Consider the following 19,449-nt stretch of genomic DNA (forward strand, 5'->3'; position numbering starts at 1 on the left):
TGCACACTGGCGCGACGTCCATCTGGTCGACCGGAGGCATAGATGAGCCGTAACCTTTGTCTCGGAAATACAGGACCGGACGTCCGAAACCTGCAGAAAATGCTGAATTTTCATGGCAGCAAACTTATACCGGACGGCATTTTCGGGCCGCTGACCTTGCGGGAAGTCCGGCGCCTTCAAGGCGCCGCCACGATAAACCAGGATGGCATCGTCGGCCCTCTCACCAAGCTCGCTCTGTTCCCGTCGCTGCAGATCGACTCTGTGTATTACCTTTCACCTCTCGGGATCGACCTCCGGCCGTTGTTTGCGAGGGCCATGGCGCAATCGTCGCTGGTGGCGCAGACCCTCCCAAAGATTCAGACCGCGAATGTCACGGCAGCGCCGCCGCCCCCGCCAACCTCTCCTGCGACTGCTTCCCCTCCGACGCCTACGCCTACGCCTGCTCCTACTGCTGCTCCTCCTTCCACGCCCAGCATCAATTTCCAGAATCTGATCGTGCAGGGCGGCAATCAGTTCGCCTGGAACCCCTGGGCGCCCTCACCCTTCGTGGCGGGCGTGACGGGCACATTCGTCATTCGCTGGGGCGATGCGGGCGTCAGCGGCCTGAAACTCAGCGGCCAAGGCCAGTTTTCGGTCAATTCGCTCCACTCGCCGAACGGCAAATGGACGGGGCAGGGCGGGATCCAGCTTCAGCCCCTCGCACCATGGCTGGACAGGAACCTGAAATTCTTCGACGAGCGCCTCGACCTGACCTCGGTTTTCGTCACGGCCTTCGTGCAGCGAAACGAGAACTCCAACAATTTTCAATCAGGCGGCGGCGTGGGCTGGCAGCCAAGCCTTTCCCTGATCAAGGGCACGGGTGACGACCCCATCCTGACGCTCTCGCTCAACCTCCAGGCCGTCAAGGCCTGGGATCTGCATACGGGAGAAGGACAACCGATCTCGCCGCAAGTCGGCGTCGGGCTGGGTTTGGATATCTGGCAATTGCTTCACCAGAAATGACGGGGCACAACAGGAATGCCGCCGTGTCGCTCGAATCGCAAGGATGAAGAGAGACGGCGTTGATGACAATGCAGGCGTGCAATACTCCGCTGCTCGCCATCAACCATGCCCTAGAGCAAAGCGCGTTTAAGCGTAAACGCTGCTTTGCTCTAGCTCTTTGTTTCGACGCGTCTTTGCGATTCTTGCCGATTCCGGCAAATCGCAAAACGCTTTGGCGCAGTTGACGGCGAGCGAGACGATATCCGGGTCTGCCCTACCCTACTTGGTAAAGCCGAGTTCTTTGTTGGCCTTGATCACGTAGTCGTTCGTATAGGTGGAGGCGAGATCGACAGGCCCCTTGACCTTGCCCGCCTTTTTCAGCACCTCCAACACGGTCGCAGGGCCGTCTGCCGGCATCATGCCATCAGGCAGGAACTGCCCCTTATCCTTGTTGAGCGCGTCGATGTAATCCTGCCGGCTGGTGAGCTGGTTGCTGACGAAATCCTTGGGCAAATTATCGGCAATGTCGGCGGCGCTGTGGGTGTTGATCCAATGCATGGTCTCGACCATGGCCGATACCACACGCTGGGTTTCCTCCGGGTGCTTTTCGACCCAGTCGGCGCGTACGATGATCGAGGCAGTCGGCCAGGTTCCGCCAAGCCACTTCTTGACGCCCTCGGTCGTTGCAAGATCGAAGGCCGAATAGCCGATGCCCTTCTTTTCGATCGCGCTCACGGTCGGCTGGGTGGTCATGCCGCAGACGATCTCGCCGTGAATGAGGCCCGCGATCAATGTCGCACCGGCGCCGACGCCCACGCGCGAGAATTTATCGGATGTGAGACCGCTATGGGCGGCAAGGTAGAGCGTCAGCGCGTCCGTGCCGGAGCCGATATCGGTCACGCCGACAGTCTTGCCGGCCCAGTCGGCGGGGCTCTTGATGTTGGAATCCTTGGCGCACATTTCGCGTTCGCCCGGAGCGCCGCTCAATTGCACGATATCGATGACCTTCTTGCCATGGAGCTGAAAATCAATGGTGTGATTGTACCAGGCGCCAGCCATATCGACCTGGCCCGAAATCATCGCGTCTTCGGCTCCGACCGCATCGTTTTCGGTCGAAAGCTCAATGTCGATCCCGTGCTTTTTGAAAAAGCCGAGATTTTGCGCGAGCTGGTAGGGCAGATAGATCTGCTTGTCGATGCCCCCGACCATCATCGTCACTTTCATGTCGTCCGCACGCGCCGCCATACCCCCCGCAAGGCTGAGCGTTGCTGCCACGAGAGCGCCGAGCGCCACGCGTTGCATGATTTGCTTCAACTTATAGTCCTCCCTTGGTGTTGATTGTCATACGTCCTGAATGTTTTCGGCCGAGGTGGGTTTGCGCCAGGCCAGCAGGCGCTTTTCGATCCTCGCCATCAGCATTTCCACGCCCAGGACGATCATGCCGATCACGAACATGCAGCCGAAAACGCCGTCGGAATCGAAGGTGTTCTGCGCCGTCTTGATCACCAGGCCGAGGCCGTGCTGCGCCCCCAGGATTTCACCAACGATGGCGCCGATGATCGAAAACCCGAGCGCGACATGCAGACTTGCGACAATCCATGTCATGGCCGAGGGAATGATCACCTGGCGGATGACATCCGCTCGGGAGCCGCCCAGGATGCGAATATTCGCCACCAGATTCGGGTCGACGCTGCGCACGCCCTGGTAGGCGTTGAAAAACACCACGAAGAAGACGAGGACAGCGGCCAGAATGGCTTTGGCCGCGAGCCCCAGCCCCAGCCACATCACGAAAATCGAGCCGAGCACGATGCGCGGGATGGCATTCAGAAACTTGATATAGGGGTTCATGACATCGGACAGATAATCGACCTGGCCGAGCAGGATGCCCATGAAAACACCGCTGGCGACGCCGACGACGAACCCGATTGCCGCCTCTTCCAGGGTCACGAAGATCTGAAACCAGAACGAGCCATAGGCCGTGCCGTTGACGAACCAGTCCGCCAGCCGGGTGACGACGCCGGTCGGCGAACCAAAAAACAGCGGATCGACGACACCTGTGTCGGACGCAATTTGCCAGGTTCCGATAAAACCGACCAGAATGACGAGTTGGCCCAGCAAGACCAGGAGACGGCGGCGCCTGGCGGCGGCGCGAAAACCCGTCGAAACAGGGGCATCCGTCATGCGATGGTCTCCTTGGCCGCTACCGGCGCGCCTTGACGGGCATAGGTTCGCTGCACTTCGTCACGCAACGCCTCCCAGATCTGCTGATGCAATTGGAGAAACCGCGGCTGGAAACGGATTTCCTGCAAGGCGCCGCGCGGGCGAGGCAGATCGATGTCGAAAATCGCCTTGACCGTTCCCGGCCCCGCGGTGATGACGACCACCTTGTCGGCGAGACCGATCGCCTCCTCCAGATCATGGGTGACGAACAGGACCGTGGGCCGATCCCGCTCCCAGAGCGTGAGCAATTCATTCGACATGATCGAACGGGTCTGAACGTCGAGCGCGGAGAAGGGCTCGTCCATCAAGAGGATCGAGGGCTTGTTGATGAGGGCGGCGGCCAGACTCGCGCGCTTGCGCATGCCCCCGGACAATTGATGCGGATAATGCTGCTCGAATCCGGACAATCCGACGATGCGCAGCCAATTGCGCGCCATCTCCAGCGCGTCCTTTTGCGGGACCTTGTTGAAGATGGGCCCGAGCGACACATTGGTCACGACCGATCGCCAGGGCAGCAGGGCGTCCGCCTGAAACATGAAGCTCACGCCTTTGGTGATTCCGGAGACGATCTGGTCCGAAACGGTCACTTTGCCGGCGCTCGGTCGGTCAAGGCCGGCCAGCATTGTCAGGGTCGTGGATTTACCGCACCCCGTAGGTCCGACGATCGCACAGAATTGCCCCGGCAATATTTCGAGATTGACGTCGTGGAGCGCCGTCATCGTCTGCCCCACCGGAGATACAAACCGTTTGGTGACGCCTTCAAACCTGACATGACCAGCTTTGACATCGCCAAGTCTCGTCGGCGGATCGTTCCCCATGGGCACTCCCAATTTTATATTTTATATGACTCTTGCTCACGCCTTTAATGCTCGACCGCCCTGCCCTCCCTCTGAAGCCTGGCAACGATCTGTCCCGCGGCAGCGGTTTCATATTTGCCGGCAGACTGGCGGTGATACGGGAGAGCACGCCGCGCCCATCCCGCCGGAGCCTGGGGCTCACGGCCATCCGGGGAATCGTGGGGCATGAAGACCTGTTTGTCGGGAATGTTGCCAGACGGGCTGTGCTCGGGCCACGCCGGCTTTCCGGCGGCCATAACCGTTTCCACCGCGAGCATCAGAACAGCGACAGCCATGCCGGGAACCAGACGCGATCGAGAGAAATCCCCGCGGCTTCCCCCTTCATGGCGAACTCGTACCAGAACCGGAACTCCGCGAAGGACACGATAGGAAGGCAGACTTAGGGAGGAATTAGGAGACTCCCGAGACCAAGTGAATCGACTTGGAGCCGTCATCCCCGGCGAGCGCGTCACAAGCTTTGCTTATGACTGGGAGGGAAGCTTCAACTTCACACCTTCCTCGTCGCAGCCGCCCGAGCGACCCCGACCCCTCCCCAAGAAGTGCATCGCAAATCGCCCTTCCGCTTTGGGAGCAGCAGCGCGAGAAGGGGGTTGCATGCCAGACGAAGCCCCCAGACAGCCATTCTCTATTTCGGCCTGCGGACCGGAGTCACCAACGAGTCACGGCGGCTATGTATTATTTGAATATAGAGTGCACATCTAAGAATTTACACACCGTTGTTTTCAAAAAAATTTTCAAAACTATAATTATATTTTTAACTCAATTTCAAAATCTACTGGCCATTTCAATATTGATGGTAGGTTTGGGGCTGTGGGGGCTTCCAAGCGATAGGGAAAGCGTCATGGCTGACGATACGATTCCGCATGCCAAGATCTCTATACCGGTTGATTTCAAGATCGACGCGATCACGCCCTATCGCAGCGCCGAGCACGTTTATCGCAATGCCGCGCCTACGGTACACGCCCTGCCGACGCCGCCGCTGGGCGTCGTGGCCAATTTCACCGGAACCTTTTCGGGGCCTGGCCTCAACCTGATCTTCCGGCCGAACAGCGACGCGCCCACGTCCACAACCTTCCCGGCCGCCGTCAACCCACTGCCGCCCAAGCCACCGAGCGAGTTTGCCGGCCTGACCTGGCCCCATCTGTCGCTCACGACCCTGGTGCCGACGGATGAACTGGTCATCCTGCCATCGGCCTGGCCATAGGAATCGGCGGACTTCCCGACGAGTCCCGCCGAAGCGTCGTGCCGGAAGACGGATCCCGGCTTTCGGCACGACGCGACAACAAGGATCTGCAGCATCGGATCCGGTTCCGAAATCAGGGCCTGTGCTGTGGAAAGCCGAGGCATGACCATGCCCGCCCGCCAGCAACTGCCCCCCGCAATTACTCGATTAGGCCGTCGCCATCCTTGCCAGCCGTAGGCCATGAGTCTGCCGCTCGACAGACCGTCTCCGATAGGCGAATTCGCGTTGGAAGCTGCTGATTACGGTGCGGCGATGCGAATGGGACGCGTCCCGACCGGGGCGCCGGTTGCGCGGTCGATGGTGACGGGATCGATCTCCGTTCCGGTCTCCGCGTCGAAGAACCGGGTCACCTTGCCTCCGGCGCGATGCTTGCGTCCCCACGCACCGATCGCAAACAGAACCGGCAGGAAGTCGCGGCCGGCCTCCGTCAGCACATATTCGTCCCGTGGCGGACGATCGGAATAGCGGCGTTTCTCCAGCAGCCCGTCCTCGGTCAGGGATGACAGCCGCCCCGTCAGCATCGTCGGCGCGATACCCAGGCTCTTGCGAAAATCATCGAAGCGGGTCAGCCCCGCATGGGCGTCGCGCAGGATCAGCATGCTCCACGCGTCCCCCACGAGCGCCAGGCTCCGGGCGATCAGGCATGGCTGGTCCGAAAGATTTTTCATGTCGGTATCTTTTTAGTAGTGACTTACTATTAAATTGATAGTAACTGACTTCGCAACGATGTTCCACGACAAAATGAGAGCCAAAGCGGATGAGCAAGACAGAACGCGGCATTGCCCTGGTCACGGGTGCTTCCTCGGGCATCGGGCTGGCGACGGCGCGAGCGCTGCGGCGCGATGGCTATCGTGTCTTCGGCACCAGCCGAAAATCGATGCCCGATACCTCGGATGGCATCACGATGCTGATCTGCGACGTAATCGACGATGCATCCGTTCAGAGTGTCGTCGACGAGGTTCTAAGCCGCGCAGGGGGGATCAATCTTCTCGTCAACAACGCCGGTCTCGCTCTCTTTGGGGGCGCTGAGGAATCCTCGGTCGCACAGGTGCAAGCCCTGTTCGACGTCAATCTGTTCGGCGCCATCCGCATGACCAATGCGGTGTTGCCTTCGATGCGGCGGCGCGGCAAAGGGCGCATCATCAACATCGGCTCGATCTTAGGCCTCATACCCGCGCCATATTCGGCTCACTATTCAGCGGCAAAACACGCAATCGAGGGCTACTCGGAATCGCTGGATCACGAGGTTCGTGCCTTCAATATTCGCGTCTCGGTTATCGAGCCTGCGTTTGTCCGTACTATCTTCGACCAGAATGGGATTAAGCCGGATTCCATCTTGAATGAATATGACGGAGCTCGAGCTAACCTCGACGCGCTCCTTCGCGATGTGATGCCTAAGGCCGATCTGCCAGATGTCGTGGCCGCGGTGGTCGTCAAGGCCGCGACCGATGCCCATCCGCGACGGCGCTATACCGCTGGCAAGGTAGCGCAGCAGATCGGCATGCTGCGCCGGTTTGCCCCCGCAGAGATATTCGACAAGATCTTGCGAAAGCAGTTCCGCTTGCCGGTCTGACGGCATCGCTCGGTCTGCCTGCTCGCCATAGAAACGAAAGTCAATCTAATGAAATCATTCCTGATCGATCGCTACAGGAAGGGCGGGGCGCTGCGGCTTGGCGAAAGTCCCGAGCCGGCGTTGCGCGAAAACGACGTCATGGTTGCGGTTCACGGCGCCGGCGTAAACCTCCTCGACAGCAAGATCAGGGATGGCGAGTTCAAACTCATCCTGCCCTACCGGCTGCCGCTGGTGCTGGGCAACGATGTGGCGGGCGTCGTGGTCCGCGTCGGGGCCAATGTCCGGCGTTTCAAGCCCGGAGACGAGGTCTATGCGCGTCCGGCCCAGGATCGCATCGGCACATTCGCCCAGTACATCGCCATGGACGAGGCCGATGTGGCGATGAAGCCGAACAATCTGACCATGGAGGAGGCCGCCTCCATTCCGCTTGTCGGGCTGACGGCATGGCAGGTGCTTGTCGAGCGGGCCAACTTGCAGACGGGGCAGAAGGTCCTGATCCACGCCGGCTCGGGCGGCGTGGGCACGATCGCGATCCAGCTTGCCAAGCATCTCGGCGCCCATGTGGCCACGACCACGAGCACGGCAAACATCGCTCTGGTGAAAGGTCTCGGCGCGGACGTCGTGGTCGACTACAAGGAGGAAGACTTCGAGAAAGTGCTGCAGGGCTATGACGTCGTGCTGAACAGCCTCGGGAAAGATACGCTGGAGAAATCCCTTGCCGTGCTGAAGCCGGGCGGGAAGCTGATCTCGATTTCCGGTCCACCCGATCCGGACTTCGCGAGGCAGAACGGCTCCGGCTGGCTGCTGCAACAGGTCATGCGCTTGCTGAGTTCCGGCATCAGGAGAAAATCGAAACGCCGGGGGATCCGCTATTCGTTTCACTTCATGACGGCGAATGGCGGCCAGCTCGCAAAGATCACCTCCCTGATCGAGGCAGGCGACATACGCCCGGTGATGGACCGGGTCTTCCCGTTCGAGAGGACCAACGAGGCGCTGGCCTATGTCGAAACGGGTCGTGCGAAGGGCAAAGTCGTCGTCACCGTGAAGTGACGCCAGGAGCAAAGCGCGTTTACACGTAAACGCCTCCTGCTCTAACTCCTTGTTTTAGCGCGTCTTTGCGATTCTTGCCGATTCAGTCAAATCGCAAAACGCTATAGGGACCCACAGGGCCGCCGCCCGTTCGGGCAAGATTTCGATCACGAGACAGCACAGCACGAATGTGACAGGGTGACAGGTAGCTTTGGAACCCTTGCCGGCGGCTTGGCCGAACATCGCGTTCAATTTCATTCGTGCGCTTCCGCCAATTGTGAACCGGGTGAAAGGGATGCGCAGGTTGGTCCAATTCCAAGGGGTATCGCCATGATGAAACAGATCGACGCGCTTATTCATTGGTTTGCAGCGACCCTGGCCACCTCCCTCGGCTTCCTGGGAATTATGCTGACACTGTTATTGGGGTTCCTGATCGGCATAATCTCAAGGTTCGGAGAGAGTTGGTCCCTTCTATTCAATATGTATCTCTCCGTCGTTGCTATTGTCATAGCAGCGACTATCCTGGTTGCACAGAAACGGGATACGAATGCTATCCAGGCCAAGCTGAACCATTTGATCTTGTCAGGGGATTCACATAATCAATTGGTCGGAATTGAGAAATCCACGATCGAGGAGATCGAAGATATACGCGATCAGCAGCATGCCGACAGGGACACCTGAGCGCAGCAGGGCCAGAAGGCCATGGAGGTAGTTTCGCACGGTCTTGAAAACGCTGGCCGGTCCTTTCCGCCGCGTGACTGCTGCTTCTCGGTATCCACGGCGTCGCGGGCTTTTGACACGGCGCGACCGATAGGCCGGCATCCTGGGATGGGAGTGTACGGAACCATTCCCTCTCCACACAGTTGATCTGCCTGAGGCCGCAAGAAATAATACTGAGCCTCAAGAGATCGGAGATTCAGTGAACGCATTCTTTGGCCCCTGGCTCGACAATTACAATTCCATCTTGAAGTTAAATGTCGAGGCGCAACAGGTCATTAGTCTCAGAGTCATGAAACTGGCCCATGGCGGAAGGCGTTCCGAGATCGAATCTCAACGTATGATATCTGAAAAACTTGCGGCTCTGGCTGAAGCTCAGATCGGTATGCTGACGGACATTGCGACCGGGCAAGGCCTTCTTGCGCCTGGCCGCGCTATCGCCGTGTTCCAACGCCAGGTCAGCGCAAACCGTCGACGCCTATCGCGGTAACCGCGATAGGCCGAGACCTCCCTACCTACCTGCAATTTCGATGCAATCAAGAACCCGTCCGGCTGTGCCGGACGAAAAGGAGACTGTCATGTCTGATAAGAACCTCGATCGACTTCTCGTGCATACCCTCAAGGACGTGTATTTTGCCGAGAACGCCATTCTGAAGGCGCTTCCGAAGATGGCCAAGGCCGCCAAGGAGCGCGCGTTGCAGAAGGCCTTTCAAACCCATCTCAAGCAGACCGAGGGGCATGTCGCCCGTCTCGAATCCGTCTTCAAGCTCTTGAAGCTGAAGCCGGAAGGCGTGCCCTGCGAGGCGATCAAGGGCATTCTCAAGGAAGGCAACGAAGTCGGCGAAGAATTCGAGGGCGGTTCGGCGCTCGACGCTGGCTTGATTGCCGCCGCCCAGGCCGTGGAGCACTACGAAATTGCCCGCTATGGCGCCCTCAAGGCATGGGCCGGCGAGCTCGGCCTGAAGGAAGCCGCGAAGCTTTTTGAAGAAACCCTCAGCGAGGAAGAGGCCACCGACAAGCTTTTGACCGGTCTCTCCAAGATGTCGAACAAGATGGCTGCCGCCGCCTAAGCGGTATTCTCAATGACGGGGCCTGTCCTGCGAATGACGTGGGACGGGCCTTTTTCGTCTTGGCCGGAGGAAGGCTTCGCTTGATCATTTCCATGATCGGAGTTTCGACGCTTTCTCCTGCCACTCATCGACGCAGACAGGTGGTCCATGGGCGCCAAATTAAGGCGCATGGGCGACCAATCCTTCCCCGACTGCGGCTGTCGGAATCGCGCATCGCAGTATCGACATGAAAGGGCGCGGGTCATCCTTCCCCGACTGCGGGGAAGGTGGCATTGCGAAGCAATGACGGAAAGGGGAGAGCGACGCGACATGGCCGGTTTTTTTGGATAGGCAGCGCCACCCTACCCCTTCCGGCCCGGCTGCGCCGGTCCCAGCGCACACTCTGTGTGCGCGATATCCCCGAAGTCGGGGAAGGATTGGCCGCGCCCTCTCCGGCTCAGGTTAGCCCCTGCGGACACCTCGTCCGGCTCTTGCAGCGATCACGCAGCCCCCCATCGATGTTCCGCTGGTGGAACGCGCCCCGCTCGTGTTGAATGAGAAGCCCTGCTGCCGAGCGGAAGAATGGACCGATGCCCCCTTTTGATGTGCTGCTTGCCTTCGTCGTCACCACGGCGCTCTTCGCTCTCCTCCCTGGCCCGTCGATGCTCTATGCCGCGGCCCGGACGATGGCGGGCGGGCGCCAGGCGGGATTGATGGCGGCGCTGGGTCTTCACCTGGGCGCCTATGTCCATGTCGCTGCAGCGGCGGCGGGGCTTTCCGTGCTGTTCCATGCCATTCCGATTGCCTATGCCGCCGTCAAGCTCGCCGGTGCCCTCTATCTGATCTGGCTCGGCATCTCCCTTGTACGCTCCAGACCAGCGCAGGAGGGCGAGATCGCCGGAAACGGTGCAAGGTCGGCCCGCCAGGCCTTCGTGCAGAGCATCACCGTCGAGGTTCTCAACCCGAAGACGGCGCTGTTCTTCGTGGCCTTCCTTCCGCAATTCGTCGTGGGTGCCGCAACCCTGCCGATCTGGCTGCAATTGGCGATCCTCGGCACGGCGGCCAATGCGATCTTCAGCTTCGGCGACATCGTGGTGGTGTTTCTCGCCGCCTCCATCGTGAACCGGCTGAAGCGCTCCAGCGGGGTGCAGGCCCTCATGCGCCGGACAGGCGGAACGCTCCTGATCGGCCTGGGTGCGCACCTCGCCTTGCAGAGAGGCTGACGGCCGCCTCGGGCGGTGGAAAGGGCAAGTACACGCCTTCCTGAGATCGCCGCTTTACCAAAGGTCGCGCCGGGTCTTTTACACGGTCGCGGGGTGGTTGTGGCCGATTGACAAATCGAGGCGCCAGCGACATCTTTCATTGTGGCGTGACCTACGCCCAACCTCCCAAGACCCTCCCCAGCACGGTCTTCAACGGAGGCAAAGGGACTTCAGTCTCAGGTCGCTGTCCGGGTCCGATCGCTTCGGGCGTGGTTGCTGGGGAACTTGCGTCCGGGCGTGAAAGGCCTGACCATGACGCAAAACGGAAACCTCAAGCGCCGTGTACGCGCTCGCGCCGCCAAGACGGGCGAGTCCTACACCGCGGCTCTCAGACATGTTCGCGAGTCCCCGCCCGAGCATCCCGATGCCAGGTCGGTGCGGCTGGCCGTCACGCAAACCTCGCTGTTCAACGACCCCCGCGACATTGCGGGGCTTCGGGCCAGCGGAATGGAAATGCGCCGCCTGATGCGCGAGGCCCATGAAGCCGGGGCGCGCCTCATCCATTTCCCCGAGGGCGCAACCTGCTCCCCCAACAAGCGCATCATGTCCGAAACCGGCCCCGAGGACGTCGGCCTGTCCGACTGGTCCCGGTTCGAATGGGCCATCCTGCGCGAGGAACTGGACGCCACCAGCAGGCTGGCGCGGGATCTCGGGCTCTGGACGGTGTTCGGCTCGGTGCATCAGCTCACCCCGCCGCACCGGCCCCATAACAGCCTCTATGTCGTCTCCGATCGCGGGACCCTGGCGACGCGCTATGACGAGCGCATGCTGTCGAACACCAAGATTTCGTTCATGTACGCGCCGGGACGGATTCCGATCACCTTCGAGGTCGACGGTGTCCGCTTCGGTTGCGCGCTCGGCATGGAGGCGCACTACCCGGAAATCTTCACCGAATATGAAGAGCTGGGCGTCGATTGCGTGTTGTTCTCCACCACGGGCGGGTCGCCTTTCCCGGTGCCGGCCTTCCCGGCGGAGGTGCTGGGACACGCGGCCAGCAATTCCTACTGGGTGAGCTTCTCCGCCCACGCCCGGCAAAGCGTGACGGCGCCTTCGGGCATAGCCTCCCCCGACGGCCAATGGGCCGCCCAATGCTCGAGGGACGGCACGCCGTCTCTGGCAGTCGCGGACATCAGGACGGATCCGCACCATCCGGCGCGGCCGTGGCGGCGCCTGGCGCGCTCCGATCTTTACATGCCGCATCAGGTCAGCAGCGATCCGAGAAGCGACAGCCGCAAGGCCTTCTGAGGAAGCAGAAGCGTCAGCGAGGCCGATTTGCCCGCTGACGGCTTGTCTCGCGAGGCGTGCCCCGTCAGACTGGCTGCCCATGCCCCAGGCGGGGGATCACGGGCCGCCATGGGGTTGGAGATCGACCCAGAGCTGGTATGCAGCAAGTGCAGCATCCGATTTCCGCTCCGCCACCCCCTCCACAACTCCGGGAGCAGCCTGAAAAAATAGACGCAAGTCATTCGGCAAAGCGAGATGAGAGGATAGAGGATAGAATGCGCCGTCGAAGTCCCCTCGCCCTTTTCCAAACCGAGTCATCTCGCCCCACCGTCGAGCGCAATGCGCTTAATGTCGAAATGCGTGAATCCGGCAGCCACTGTGGAGAAGGACTCCGCGCGCCTCTCCAAGCTCATGCCAGCGCCTGCCCCCTGCCCGCCGCGGATACCAGCCACTGCCGTACGTCGTTCACGCTCGCCGCATGGCGGGGCTTGCGGGGCGAGACCAGGTAGAAGTCCGAGCCGCCGCGCAACTCCCTCCCGAACAGAGGCACCAGCCGGCCGGCCGCGAGGTCGCCCTCGATGAAGAGGCGGCTCGCGAGCGCCAGGCCCTGGCCGGCGATGGCGGCCTCGATGGCGAGCGAGGTCTGGTTGAAGCGGATGTTCTTGGCCGCCGCCGGCGGACCCATGCGAAAGGCCTGCTCCAGGAAGGGCGGCCAGAGATCATGGGCATCGTGCAGGAGGGGATAGCGCCCGAGATTGGCGCCTTCCTCCGGCCGGCCGAGCTTCTCGATCAGCAGCGGGCTGGCGACGGCGACGAGGACGTGCTCGAAGAGAAGCTCCGCATGCAGCCCCGGCCCGAAAGGCGGGCGGCCATGGCGAACGGCGAGATCGACGCCGTCGGTCTGGAAATTGGCGATACGGTCATTGGCGACGATCCTGAGGTCGATATCGGGATGGGCGGCCGTGAAGTCGGGCAGGCGCGGGATCAGCCATCGGGAGGCGAAGGTCGGCGTCACGCTGATGGTGAGGTGCTGCGGCTCCGGCCGCAACGTCCCGGTCGCTTCCGCGATGAGCTCGAAGGCGCGGCGGATATGGGCGACATAGCTGCGCCCCGCCTCGGTCAGGGCCAAGGTGCGCGGCAGCCGCTCAAACAGCTTCACGCCGAGCTCGGCCTCCAGGCCCCGGACCTGCTGGGCGACGGCGCCCTGGGTGACACCGAGTTCCTCCGCCGCGACGCGAAAGTTGAGCTGGCGCGCGGCGACCTCGAACACGCGCAGCCCGTTGAGGGAAGGAAGGCGGCGGACACTCTCTGGCATCGATAGATTTTCTACTGGATGATGCGCCGGGAACTGGTTCGCGATTGCAGCACCGGGATGCTATAGCTAGATCATATTCATGCAGCAGCGGCAAGTTTCTTCACCCACAGCGAATCCCGAGGCAGACATGGCAGTAGAAAAAGTAGCATTGGTCACGGCGGGCGGCAGCGGCATGGGAGCGGCTGCGGCGCGCAAGCTCGCGGAGACGGGCTTCAAGGTCGGCATCCTCTCCTCCTCAGGCAAGGGCGAGGCGCTGGCCGGCGAGCTCGGCGGTGTCGGTGTGACCGGATCGAACCAGTCGAACGAGGATCTCGGCCGGCTGGTGGACCTTGCCGTCGCGCGCTGGGGCCGCATCGACGTGCTGGTCAACAGCGCCGGCCATGGCCCGCGCGCGCCAATCCTCGAGATCTCCGACGAGGACTGGCATCGCGGTCTCGACACCTATCTCCTCAACGTCATCAGGCCCACCCGGCTGGTGACGCCGGTGATGCAGAAGCAGAAGGCCGGCGTCATCATCAACATCTCCACCGCCTGGATCTTCGAGCCGAGCGCAATGTTCCCGACCTCGGCGGTGTTCCGGGCGGGCCTCGCCTCCTTCACCAAGATCTTCGCCGACACCTATGCGGGCGAGAATATCCGCATGAACAATGTGCTGCCCGGCTGGATCGACAGCCTGCCCGCCACGGAGGAGCGCCGCCAGGGCGTGCCGCTCCAGCGCTACGGCACCAGCGAGGAGATCGCCGCCACCATCGCCTTCCTGGCCTCGGACGGGGCAGCCTACATCACGGGGCAGAACATCCGGGTGGATGGCGGGCTCACGCGTGCGGTGTGAGGGGACGGTGGTTGGGTTAAGCTTGGTTGGGCGAGATGAGGCGGTTGAAGACGTGGCGCAACGGTTGCGCCCCCTCGCCCCGTTCTTACGGGGAGAGGATAAAGGTGAGGGGCAGCGGGACCTCTGAAAGCTTGGTCTATTGCTCGAAAAGCAGGGAAACTGAGCTGCTTGAATCGCGCGCCCGCTGATCGCAACCTTCCTGCCAAAGTTCGCGCTGCCCCTCACCTCTATCCTCTCCCCGTAAGGACGGGGCGAGGGGACTTCGAGGGCGCGCCTATTCCTCACACGTCCCATCTCGCCCAGCCGCCCTCGCCCCACCGTTTTATCGCGCCTCCCCTCACGCATTAGCTTCCGCTTCATCGTTCTTCGTGCAAGATTCGTTACAGGGCCGGGCTAGAATGAAGGCGTCGCCGATTCGTGCGGTGGCCCTCGTGAGTCAGTTCCCGCTGCTGGCGCCGCGGGCGTTGACGGGACGCTTCGACAGGAGAACCGGTCCGGTGCGGCTAAGATCTGCCCTTCTCAACATCGCCACTGTCCTCGGCCTTGCCACCCTTGCGCTGTCGGCCACGCCGCCAGCGCAGGCGGCGGCGCAATCGTCGAGCATTCCGGGCTGGCTGGCCGCCCATGTCGGCGAAGGCCCGGGCCAGATCGCCCAGCCGGTGCTGCTGCGGGCGCGCTCGCTCTACATGCAGAAGCTGAGTTCCGGGGCGGTGCGGAATGCCTGCTACTTCGCCATGGACGCCACCCGTCCCAACGATCCCGGCGCGGGGCGCTTCTACATCATCTGCGAATCCGCTCACGCGTTCCGCGCGATTGCGGCGGGCCATGGCAGTGGGCGCAGCCTGCCGGGCGCCGCGAATTTCGCCAATGGCAGGGCGTGCGCCAAGAATTTCGGCAATGCCCTGGATTCGGACCTGACGGCCGGCGGCCCCTATGTGACGGGCGAGACCAAGACCTCCTTCAAGGGCTATTACCGCACCTCGGGCAAGCAGGACGCCATCTTTATGCGAACCTTCCTGCAGTTCGACGGCGAGGGCGAGACCGCCAATGCCCGCCAGCGCGCCATCGGCGGCCATGAGGCCGCGGCGCTGAAAGGCGTGTGCCTGCGCAAGGAACCGGGCAGCCCCTATGCCGACAGCAACGGCTATGTGCCGTTCGGCAACCTCGTCGATTACACCGGCGGGCGCAGCGACGGTTGCACCAGCTGGTCGCCCGGCAATATCCAGCAGATCCTCGCGATGGTGAAGGGCAATCCGACGACGCTGTATATCTATCCCGGCGCCGCCGATGTCGACGCGGTGGCGCGGGCCGTGGCCTCGGGCCAGTCGCCGGCGCGCGCCGGCCTCTACTGGAACGCCTCGTGCCTGAGGGCCATCGGCGCGCCGCATTTCTGGCCAAGGCAGACGCTGGAGCCGCTCATCGCCCAATACAAGGCGGCCCATCCGCCGGGACCACAACGGCCGACGCCGATCTGCGCGGGGCAGTGAGGGCTGCCGCCCCTGAAGGCGGCGTCAAGGCCTGAGCCCGCTCATACACCATCGGCCGCGCCAATCCTGCGACGAGCAGGAGCCTGGCGCGAGGCTCGATCCCAGCAATCAAGTAAACCCTTCCCGTAATCGCCTTCCTGCGGCGAGATTCGGCCGATACATCCGCCTTCCTGCACTGGCACGCGACAGATCTATATCTCGCACGTCCAATAATCCCCGCATCGCGATACGACGATGCCAGTAATCCAGGGCAAAAAGCGCTGGCTTGAGCGGGGCTTTGCCGACACTATTGCTCGCGAGCAAACCACGCGACCGGGGGGCGGGAAGCGATGTGGCTGATCCTGTTGGACATATCGGGCTCGATGGCCGACCCCTTCAGCGGAACGATCATTACCGGCGGCCGCCAGCGAACGACACAGGCCAAGACCAAGATCGAGGCTGCAAGGGAAGCCCTTCTGCTTCATCTCGAGAGCCTCGGCCGGGCAACGCAGGTGACGATCCTCGCCTTCACGACCACCGCAGAGCCCATCTTCGAAGGCGCGAGCACCGACATCGCAGCCATTCGCGCGGCCTTGGCCGGCGTCGAGCCGAAGGGAGGCACCGACATCGCAGCCGCCCTGCGGGCCGCCAAGACACGGCTGGACGCCCATCCGGCCGATCTGCTGGCAAGGATCCTGCTGATCTCGGATGGGCTTTCCGATGCGACGGAGGCCGCCGAGGCTGCTGCGGAACTGCAGCGCGGACGAATTCCGATCGACGCCATTCTGATCGATACAGCGGAAGCAGGCATCGACCTGATACGACGCGTCGTTGGCGCCAGCGGCAGCGTGACGAGCGTCACCTCGGAGCCGGGTATGAAAGCGGCGCTCGAGTCGGTCGGCAACGACTTCGCGGCGGAGTTGGCGGCCACGGAGACGGCGCTGCAAAACCTGCAGAAGGCGGTGGCGCAATCCGCTCCGACGCCGACCAAGGACGATGTCGGGTTCACCCTCGCATCGCCTGGAGAGCTCGCCCAGGATGCCTGGGCGTCGCTGCTGGTCTTCATGCACCTGGCGAGTCTGACGGATCAGGTGCGCGGCGATGCGCTCAGCACCGGCAGGCTCAAGGGAGCCGATGTCCTGAGCGCCCCGGTTGCTTCAACGCGGCTGTCGCGAGGCACGGATGTGGTGCTCACGCCCAAGATCCCGGGCTTCGACGTGAACCCGAGATTCGTGCCCACAACCTGGTTGGAGGATATCAGCAAGAGCGAGTTCCGCATCCGGCCAACCAATGCCCCGCCGGGACCTGTGGTTGGCGAAGTGGAGGTCACGGTACAAGGCCTTGCCATCGCCCGCATCCCCCTCTCGATTCAGGTTCGGTCGCCGAAGGAGCCGCGGCCCTCGGACAGCCAGCCGACGCTGAACAGCGCGAGCGCCTTTCGCACGGTTTTCGCCTCCTATGCGCGGACCGATCTGCCGGTCGTGGAAGCCTGCGCCAAGGTCTACAGGGGTCTCGGTATCTATGTGATCGTGGACAAGCAGGAACTGCTGGCCGGAGAGGCGTGGCGAAGCGCGATCAAGTTGCTGATTGCAAAATCCGATGCCTTTCAGCTCTTCTGGTCACCCGCGAGCAGCGTATCGGACAATGTCAAGGATGAAATAGTGGACGGTTTGGCCATTCAGAGCAATCGCGGTGTCGGCTTTATCCGCCCCACCTATTGGCAAGAGCCTCCCCCGACACTGCCAGCCAATCTCAGCCATCTGAATTTCGCATTCCTGGATCTGAAAGGCCTGGGAGCATCGCCGGCGCAGGTCCTGCCGCCCCCTCGCGGCCGCGACATCCCTCTGGAAGGCGCAAGTCCCATCCCGGTGACAGTGTTGCCGCTCATGCCGGATTCCTCTGCCACCGCCAACCGCGAGATAGCCGCCGATACCGCCTTTGCCGTCCGCTTCATCGAGCAGACCCTCGGTGTCCGCTACTATCCCGTGCCGACCCTGCTGGTCGATCGCTTCACCGTCCGGGCAGTGCGCAAGACGGAAACCGTCGATCTCGGACCGTATGAACAGGCTCGCCAAGGCACGCTGCACGACCTGGCCGAACTGCTCCAAGTCGTTTGTCTTGATCTCCATGTCGGCAGGTTTTGGAAGGATGCCGACTGGGAGATCGCCAAGGCCGCTGCGACGGCGACCGCGCAGCATGCCGGTGTGTCCGCCACCGCCTTCGAGCAGTTGAGGTATTGGTGTGAATTCGACCCTGCCTCATGGCTCCTTCCCCCGTGGAGGGACCATCCTGCCGGCCTCGCCGATTGCGCAACTGTGCGGGATGCGGCGGCCCGCGTGGTGGCCTCTGCCCTGAAGGAGACCGGCGACGGCGCCGACTTGCAGATAGGGCGCTACGAGCTCGATAAAGTCTGGCCCGCATGGCGGGACCGGCTCGAACCGCTCGGCCTGACGCTTGCCGGCCATTCCTATGCCACGACGATCAGCGGAAGCCGGGCTGCGTTTCGCCAAGGCCTCGGCCTGCTGTGGGCCGACATGGAGCCTGCACTTGTGGCCTGCAAGGATCGCTTTGGCGAACGGCCGGCACTCCCTGAGGGGTTCGATGCGTCGCTGAGGCTCGCCGATGCCCTCTGCGACGGCCTTCTGATGAAGAGCAAAGGCGAGCCATCCCACGGGCTGGGATTCGTTCGTGGAGAAGTTGAGCCCGAAGGCGGCTGGCGTGCGGCCCATGGGATTCTGCTGGCCGCCGGGCTTCCCGGTCTGCGCCCGGCGCAACCCTTCATCGAGTTTGCCGACGCCTATTTTGGCGCGGTAGCGCGCATCCTTCACGCGCGCGCGCGTGAAATCGGCGCTGGGCCGTTTACCAGCGGATATGCCCTGGATTTGGAGATCTGGGAGCGGCTCGTGCCGACAGGCGTCACGGCGGGTCTCGAGACCGTGGCAGCACCGAGCTACGGCCAGGATCAGACACCCAAGGTCTATAGGGTGGGACCCGTGAGCGCATTTGCGCAGGCGGTGGAGCGGGCCTGGGCTCAGGCAAGAGCCTTGTTGACCTCGGCGCAACATCGCAAGTCTTCGACCCTCGCTGTGGTGGACGCCCCCACCTACGGCATTTTTGCCCCGGCGCGCGCCAGCGAGGTGGACGCGCATCTGTTCGACAAGGCCCGGAATTGGGCGGTGCCTCTAGGTCTGGTGCTGCCCGGCACGGCTCGGGTGCTACTCTGCAGCGATGCTCTCGATGACTTCCGCGCCGCCGTGGAGACCGAGCGGGCCGCGCCAAACCTGGCCCGGCTGTTTCTGCGCAGCATTCTCGTCCATGAACATTTCCACGCCTATGCGGCGACGTCCCCCACGGAGGACGGGCACCCGCCGGCAGGCCCCGGCTTCGAGCAGGTCTGGCAAGATGCGATTCCGGTCAATGAAGCGCTCGCCACCTGGATGCAGGTGCATCTGGCACGCGACCTGCCGGATCTGTCCGCGAAGGTCTGGGACTACATCAATTTCGGCGAATATCCGACCTGGCCCTATGCCGGGGCTGCGGTGATCGAGCAGGTCTATGCCAGAAAAGGCCTGGACGCGGTTCGATCGCTGGTGGACCTCTTGCGGTCCGACCCTCCGGCTGCGGTCACGTGGATGCAACGGGAGATTGCCAATGCGCCGCATCGGCCGATCATCTAGCGTT

Annotated in this window: 18 protein-coding genes; 12 read left to right on the plus strand and 6 right to left on the minus strand. The window is 62.4% G+C overall.

The features are described 5' to 3' along the window. Window positions 1–42 precede the first annotated feature (42 nt). Complete coding sequence (locus tag QQL24_RS04560; RefSeq protein ID WP_284310721.1) at window positions 43–1,002, plus strand: peptidoglycan-binding domain-containing protein; 960 nt, start codon at window positions 43–45, stop codon at window positions 1,000–1,002. A 258-nt stretch (window positions 1,003–1,260) separates the two neighbouring features. Here QQL24_RS04560 and QQL24_RS04565 read toward each other — a convergent pair whose 3' ends face one another. From QQL24_RS04565 to QQL24_RS04580, 4 genes are read right to left on the minus strand one after another with little or no spacing between them, the layout of a single operon-like run. Then, window positions 1,261–2,295 (minus strand): ABC transporter substrate-binding protein, encoded by a 1,035-nt coding sequence (locus QQL24_RS04565; RefSeq protein WP_284310722.1) that lies wholly within the window; start codon window positions 2,293–2,295, stop codon window positions 1,261–1,263. A 27-nt stretch (window positions 2,296–2,322) separates the two neighbouring features. Further along, window positions 2,323–3,162, minus strand: coding sequence for an ABC transporter permease (locus tag QQL24_RS04570; protein WP_284310723.1), 840 nt, complete (start codon window positions 3,160–3,162; stop codon window positions 2,323–2,325). Then, window positions 3,159–4,019 (minus strand): ABC transporter ATP-binding protein, encoded by an 861-nt coding sequence (locus QQL24_RS04575; protein WP_284310724.1) that lies wholly within the window; start codon window positions 4,017–4,019, stop codon window positions 3,159–3,161. Before QQL24_RS04575 ends, QQL24_RS04570 begins: the two co-directional genes overlap by 4 nt. Window positions 4,020–4,063: 44 nt before the next feature. Next, window positions 4,064–4,333 (minus strand): hypothetical protein, encoded by a 270-nt coding sequence (locus QQL24_RS04580; RefSeq protein ID WP_284310725.1) that lies wholly within the window; start codon window positions 4,331–4,333, stop codon window positions 4,064–4,066. 566 nt (window positions 4,334–4,899) lie between these two features. Here QQL24_RS04580 and QQL24_RS04585 point away from each other — a divergent pair. Next, on the plus strand, window positions 4,900–5,262 hold the full coding sequence (locus QQL24_RS04585; RefSeq protein WP_284310726.1) for a hypothetical protein: 363 nt from the start codon (window positions 4,900–4,902) through the stop codon (window positions 5,260–5,262). Window positions 5,263–5,540: 278 nt separating this feature from the next. Here the strand turns inward: QQL24_RS04585 and QQL24_RS04590 are convergent, their stop codons facing one another. After that, window positions 5,541–5,969, minus strand: coding sequence for a winged helix-turn-helix transcriptional regulator (locus tag QQL24_RS04590; protein ID WP_284310727.1), 429 nt, complete (start codon window positions 5,967–5,969; stop codon window positions 5,541–5,543). A gap of 89 nt (window positions 5,970–6,058) precedes the next feature. Between QQL24_RS04590 and QQL24_RS04595 the strand changes: the two genes are divergently transcribed. The 7 genes from QQL24_RS04595 (at window position 6,059) to QQL24_RS04625 (ending at window position 12,176) form a co-directional block, all read left to right on the plus strand. Further along, on the plus strand, window positions 6,059–6,874 hold the full coding sequence (locus tag QQL24_RS04595; RefSeq protein WP_284310728.1) for an oxidoreductase: 816 nt from the start codon (window positions 6,059–6,061) through the stop codon (window positions 6,872–6,874). Window positions 6,875–6,922: 48 nt separating this feature from the next. Then, entirely contained in the window at window positions 6,923–7,924 is a 1,002-nt protein-coding gene (locus QQL24_RS04600; protein ID WP_284310729.1) for an NADP-dependent oxidoreductase, read from the plus strand. Window positions 7,925–8,233: 309 nt separating this feature from the next. Next, a complete protein-coding gene (locus QQL24_RS04605; RefSeq protein ID WP_284310730.1) occupies window positions 8,234–8,584 on the plus strand; it encodes a low affinity iron permease family protein in 351 nt (116 codons plus the stop codon). Between the two features lie 238 nt (window positions 8,585–8,822). Continuing rightward, window positions 8,823–9,110, plus strand: coding sequence for a hypothetical protein (locus tag QQL24_RS04610; protein WP_284310731.1), 288 nt, complete (start codon window positions 8,823–8,825; stop codon window positions 9,108–9,110). An 88-nt stretch (window positions 9,111–9,198) separates the two neighbouring features. Continuing rightward, the gene (locus tag QQL24_RS04615; protein ID WP_284310732.1) at window positions 9,199–9,690 is read left to right on the plus strand and encodes a YciE/YciF ferroxidase family protein; all 492 of its coding nucleotides are present in this window, start codon (window positions 9,199–9,201) and stop codon (window positions 9,688–9,690) included. Between the two features lie 569 nt (window positions 9,691–10,259). Beyond that, a complete protein-coding gene (locus QQL24_RS04620; protein ID WP_284310733.1) occupies window positions 10,260–10,892 on the plus strand; it encodes a LysE family translocator in 633 nt (210 codons plus the stop codon). Window positions 10,893–11,183: 291 nt separating this feature from the next. Continuing rightward, on the plus strand, window positions 11,184–12,176 hold the full coding sequence (locus QQL24_RS04625; RefSeq protein ID WP_284310734.1) for a carbon-nitrogen hydrolase family protein: 993 nt from the start codon (window positions 11,184–11,186) through the stop codon (window positions 12,174–12,176). 388 nt (window positions 12,177–12,564) lie between these two features. On the opposite strand, the gene gcvA is transcribed toward QQL24_RS04625, so the two are convergent. Next, the gene (gene gcvA, locus QQL24_RS04630; protein ID WP_284310735.1) at window positions 12,565–13,470 is read right to left on the minus strand and encodes a transcriptional regulator GcvA; all 906 of its coding nucleotides are present in this window, start codon (window positions 13,468–13,470) and stop codon (window positions 12,565–12,567) included. A gap of 127 nt (window positions 13,471–13,597) precedes the next feature. Between gcvA and QQL24_RS04635 the strand changes: the two genes are divergently transcribed. The 3 genes from QQL24_RS04635 (at window position 13,598) to QQL24_RS04645 (ending at window position 19,445) form a co-directional block, all read left to right on the plus strand. Beyond that, window positions 13,598–14,302, plus strand: coding sequence for an SDR family oxidoreductase (locus tag QQL24_RS04635; protein WP_284310736.1), 705 nt, complete (start codon window positions 13,598–13,600; stop codon window positions 14,300–14,302). A 497-nt stretch (window positions 14,303–14,799) separates the two neighbouring features. Continuing rightward, window positions 14,800–15,789, plus strand: coding sequence for a hypothetical protein (locus QQL24_RS04640; protein ID WP_284310855.1), 990 nt, complete (start codon window positions 14,800–14,802; stop codon window positions 15,787–15,789). Between the two features lie 329 nt (window positions 15,790–16,118). Further along, window positions 16,119–19,445 (plus strand): VWA domain-containing protein, encoded by a 3,327-nt coding sequence (locus QQL24_RS04645; protein ID WP_284310737.1) that lies wholly within the window; start codon window positions 16,119–16,121, stop codon window positions 19,443–19,445. The last annotated feature ends 4 nt before the right edge of the window (window positions 19,446–19,449 follow it).

This window comes from Labrys miyagiensis (assembly GCF_030160835.1).
Lineage (GTDB): Bacteria > Pseudomonadota > Alphaproteobacteria > Rhizobiales > Labraceae > Labrys > Labrys miyagiensis.

What these genes read in the sequence shown, in the direction of transcription:
- QQL24_RS04560 (WP_284310721.1), top strand. Translation starts at nt 43, where the DNA reads ATGAGCCGTAACCTTTGTCTCGGAAATACAGGACCGGACGTCCGAAAC.
- QQL24_RS04570 (WP_284310723.1), bottom strand. Translation starts at nt 3,162, where the DNA reads ATGACGGATGCCCCTGTTTCGACGGGTTTTCGCGCCGCCGCCAGGCGC.
- QQL24_RS04575 (WP_284310724.1), bottom strand. Translation starts at nt 4,019, where the DNA reads ATGGGGAACGATCCGCCGACGAGACTTGGCGATGTCAAAGCTGGTCAT.
- QQL24_RS04580 (WP_284310725.1), bottom strand. Translation starts at nt 4,333, where the DNA reads ATGGCTGTCGCTGTTCTGATGCTCGCGGTGGAAACGGTTATGGCCGCC.
- QQL24_RS04585 (WP_284310726.1), top strand. Translation starts at nt 4,900, where the DNA reads ATGGCTGACGATACGATTCCGCATGCCAAGATCTCTATACCGGTTGAT.
- QQL24_RS04590 (WP_284310727.1), bottom strand. Translation starts at nt 5,969, where the DNA reads ATGAAAAATCTTTCGGACCAGCCATGCCTGATCGCCCGGAGCCTGGCG.
- QQL24_RS04595 (WP_284310728.1), top strand. Translation starts at nt 6,059, where the DNA reads ATGAGCAAGACAGAACGCGGCATTGCCCTGGTCACGGGTGCTTCCTCG.
- QQL24_RS04600 (WP_284310729.1), top strand. Translation starts at nt 6,923, where the DNA reads ATGAAATCATTCCTGATCGATCGCTACAGGAAGGGCGGGGCGCTGCGG.
- QQL24_RS04605 (WP_284310730.1), top strand. Translation starts at nt 8,234, where the DNA reads ATGATGAAACAGATCGACGCGCTTATTCATTGGTTTGCAGCGACCCTG.
- QQL24_RS04615 (WP_284310732.1), top strand. Translation starts at nt 9,199, where the DNA reads ATGTCTGATAAGAACCTCGATCGACTTCTCGTGCATACCCTCAAGGAC.
- QQL24_RS04620 (WP_284310733.1), top strand. Translation starts at nt 10,260, where the DNA reads ATGCCCCCTTTTGATGTGCTGCTTGCCTTCGTCGTCACCACGGCGCTC.
- QQL24_RS04625 (WP_284310734.1), top strand. Translation starts at nt 11,184, where the DNA reads ATGACGCAAAACGGAAACCTCAAGCGCCGTGTACGCGCTCGCGCCGCC.
- gcvA (WP_284310735.1), bottom strand. Translation starts at nt 13,470, where the DNA reads ATGCCAGAGAGTGTCCGCCGCCTTCCTTCCCTCAACGGGCTGCGCGTG.
- QQL24_RS04635 (WP_284310736.1), top strand. Translation starts at nt 13,598, where the DNA reads ATGGCAGTAGAAAAAGTAGCATTGGTCACGGCGGGCGGCAGCGGCATG.
- QQL24_RS04645 (WP_284310737.1), top strand. Translation starts at nt 16,119, where the DNA reads ATGTGGCTGATCCTGTTGGACATATCGGGCTCGATGGCCGACCCCTTC.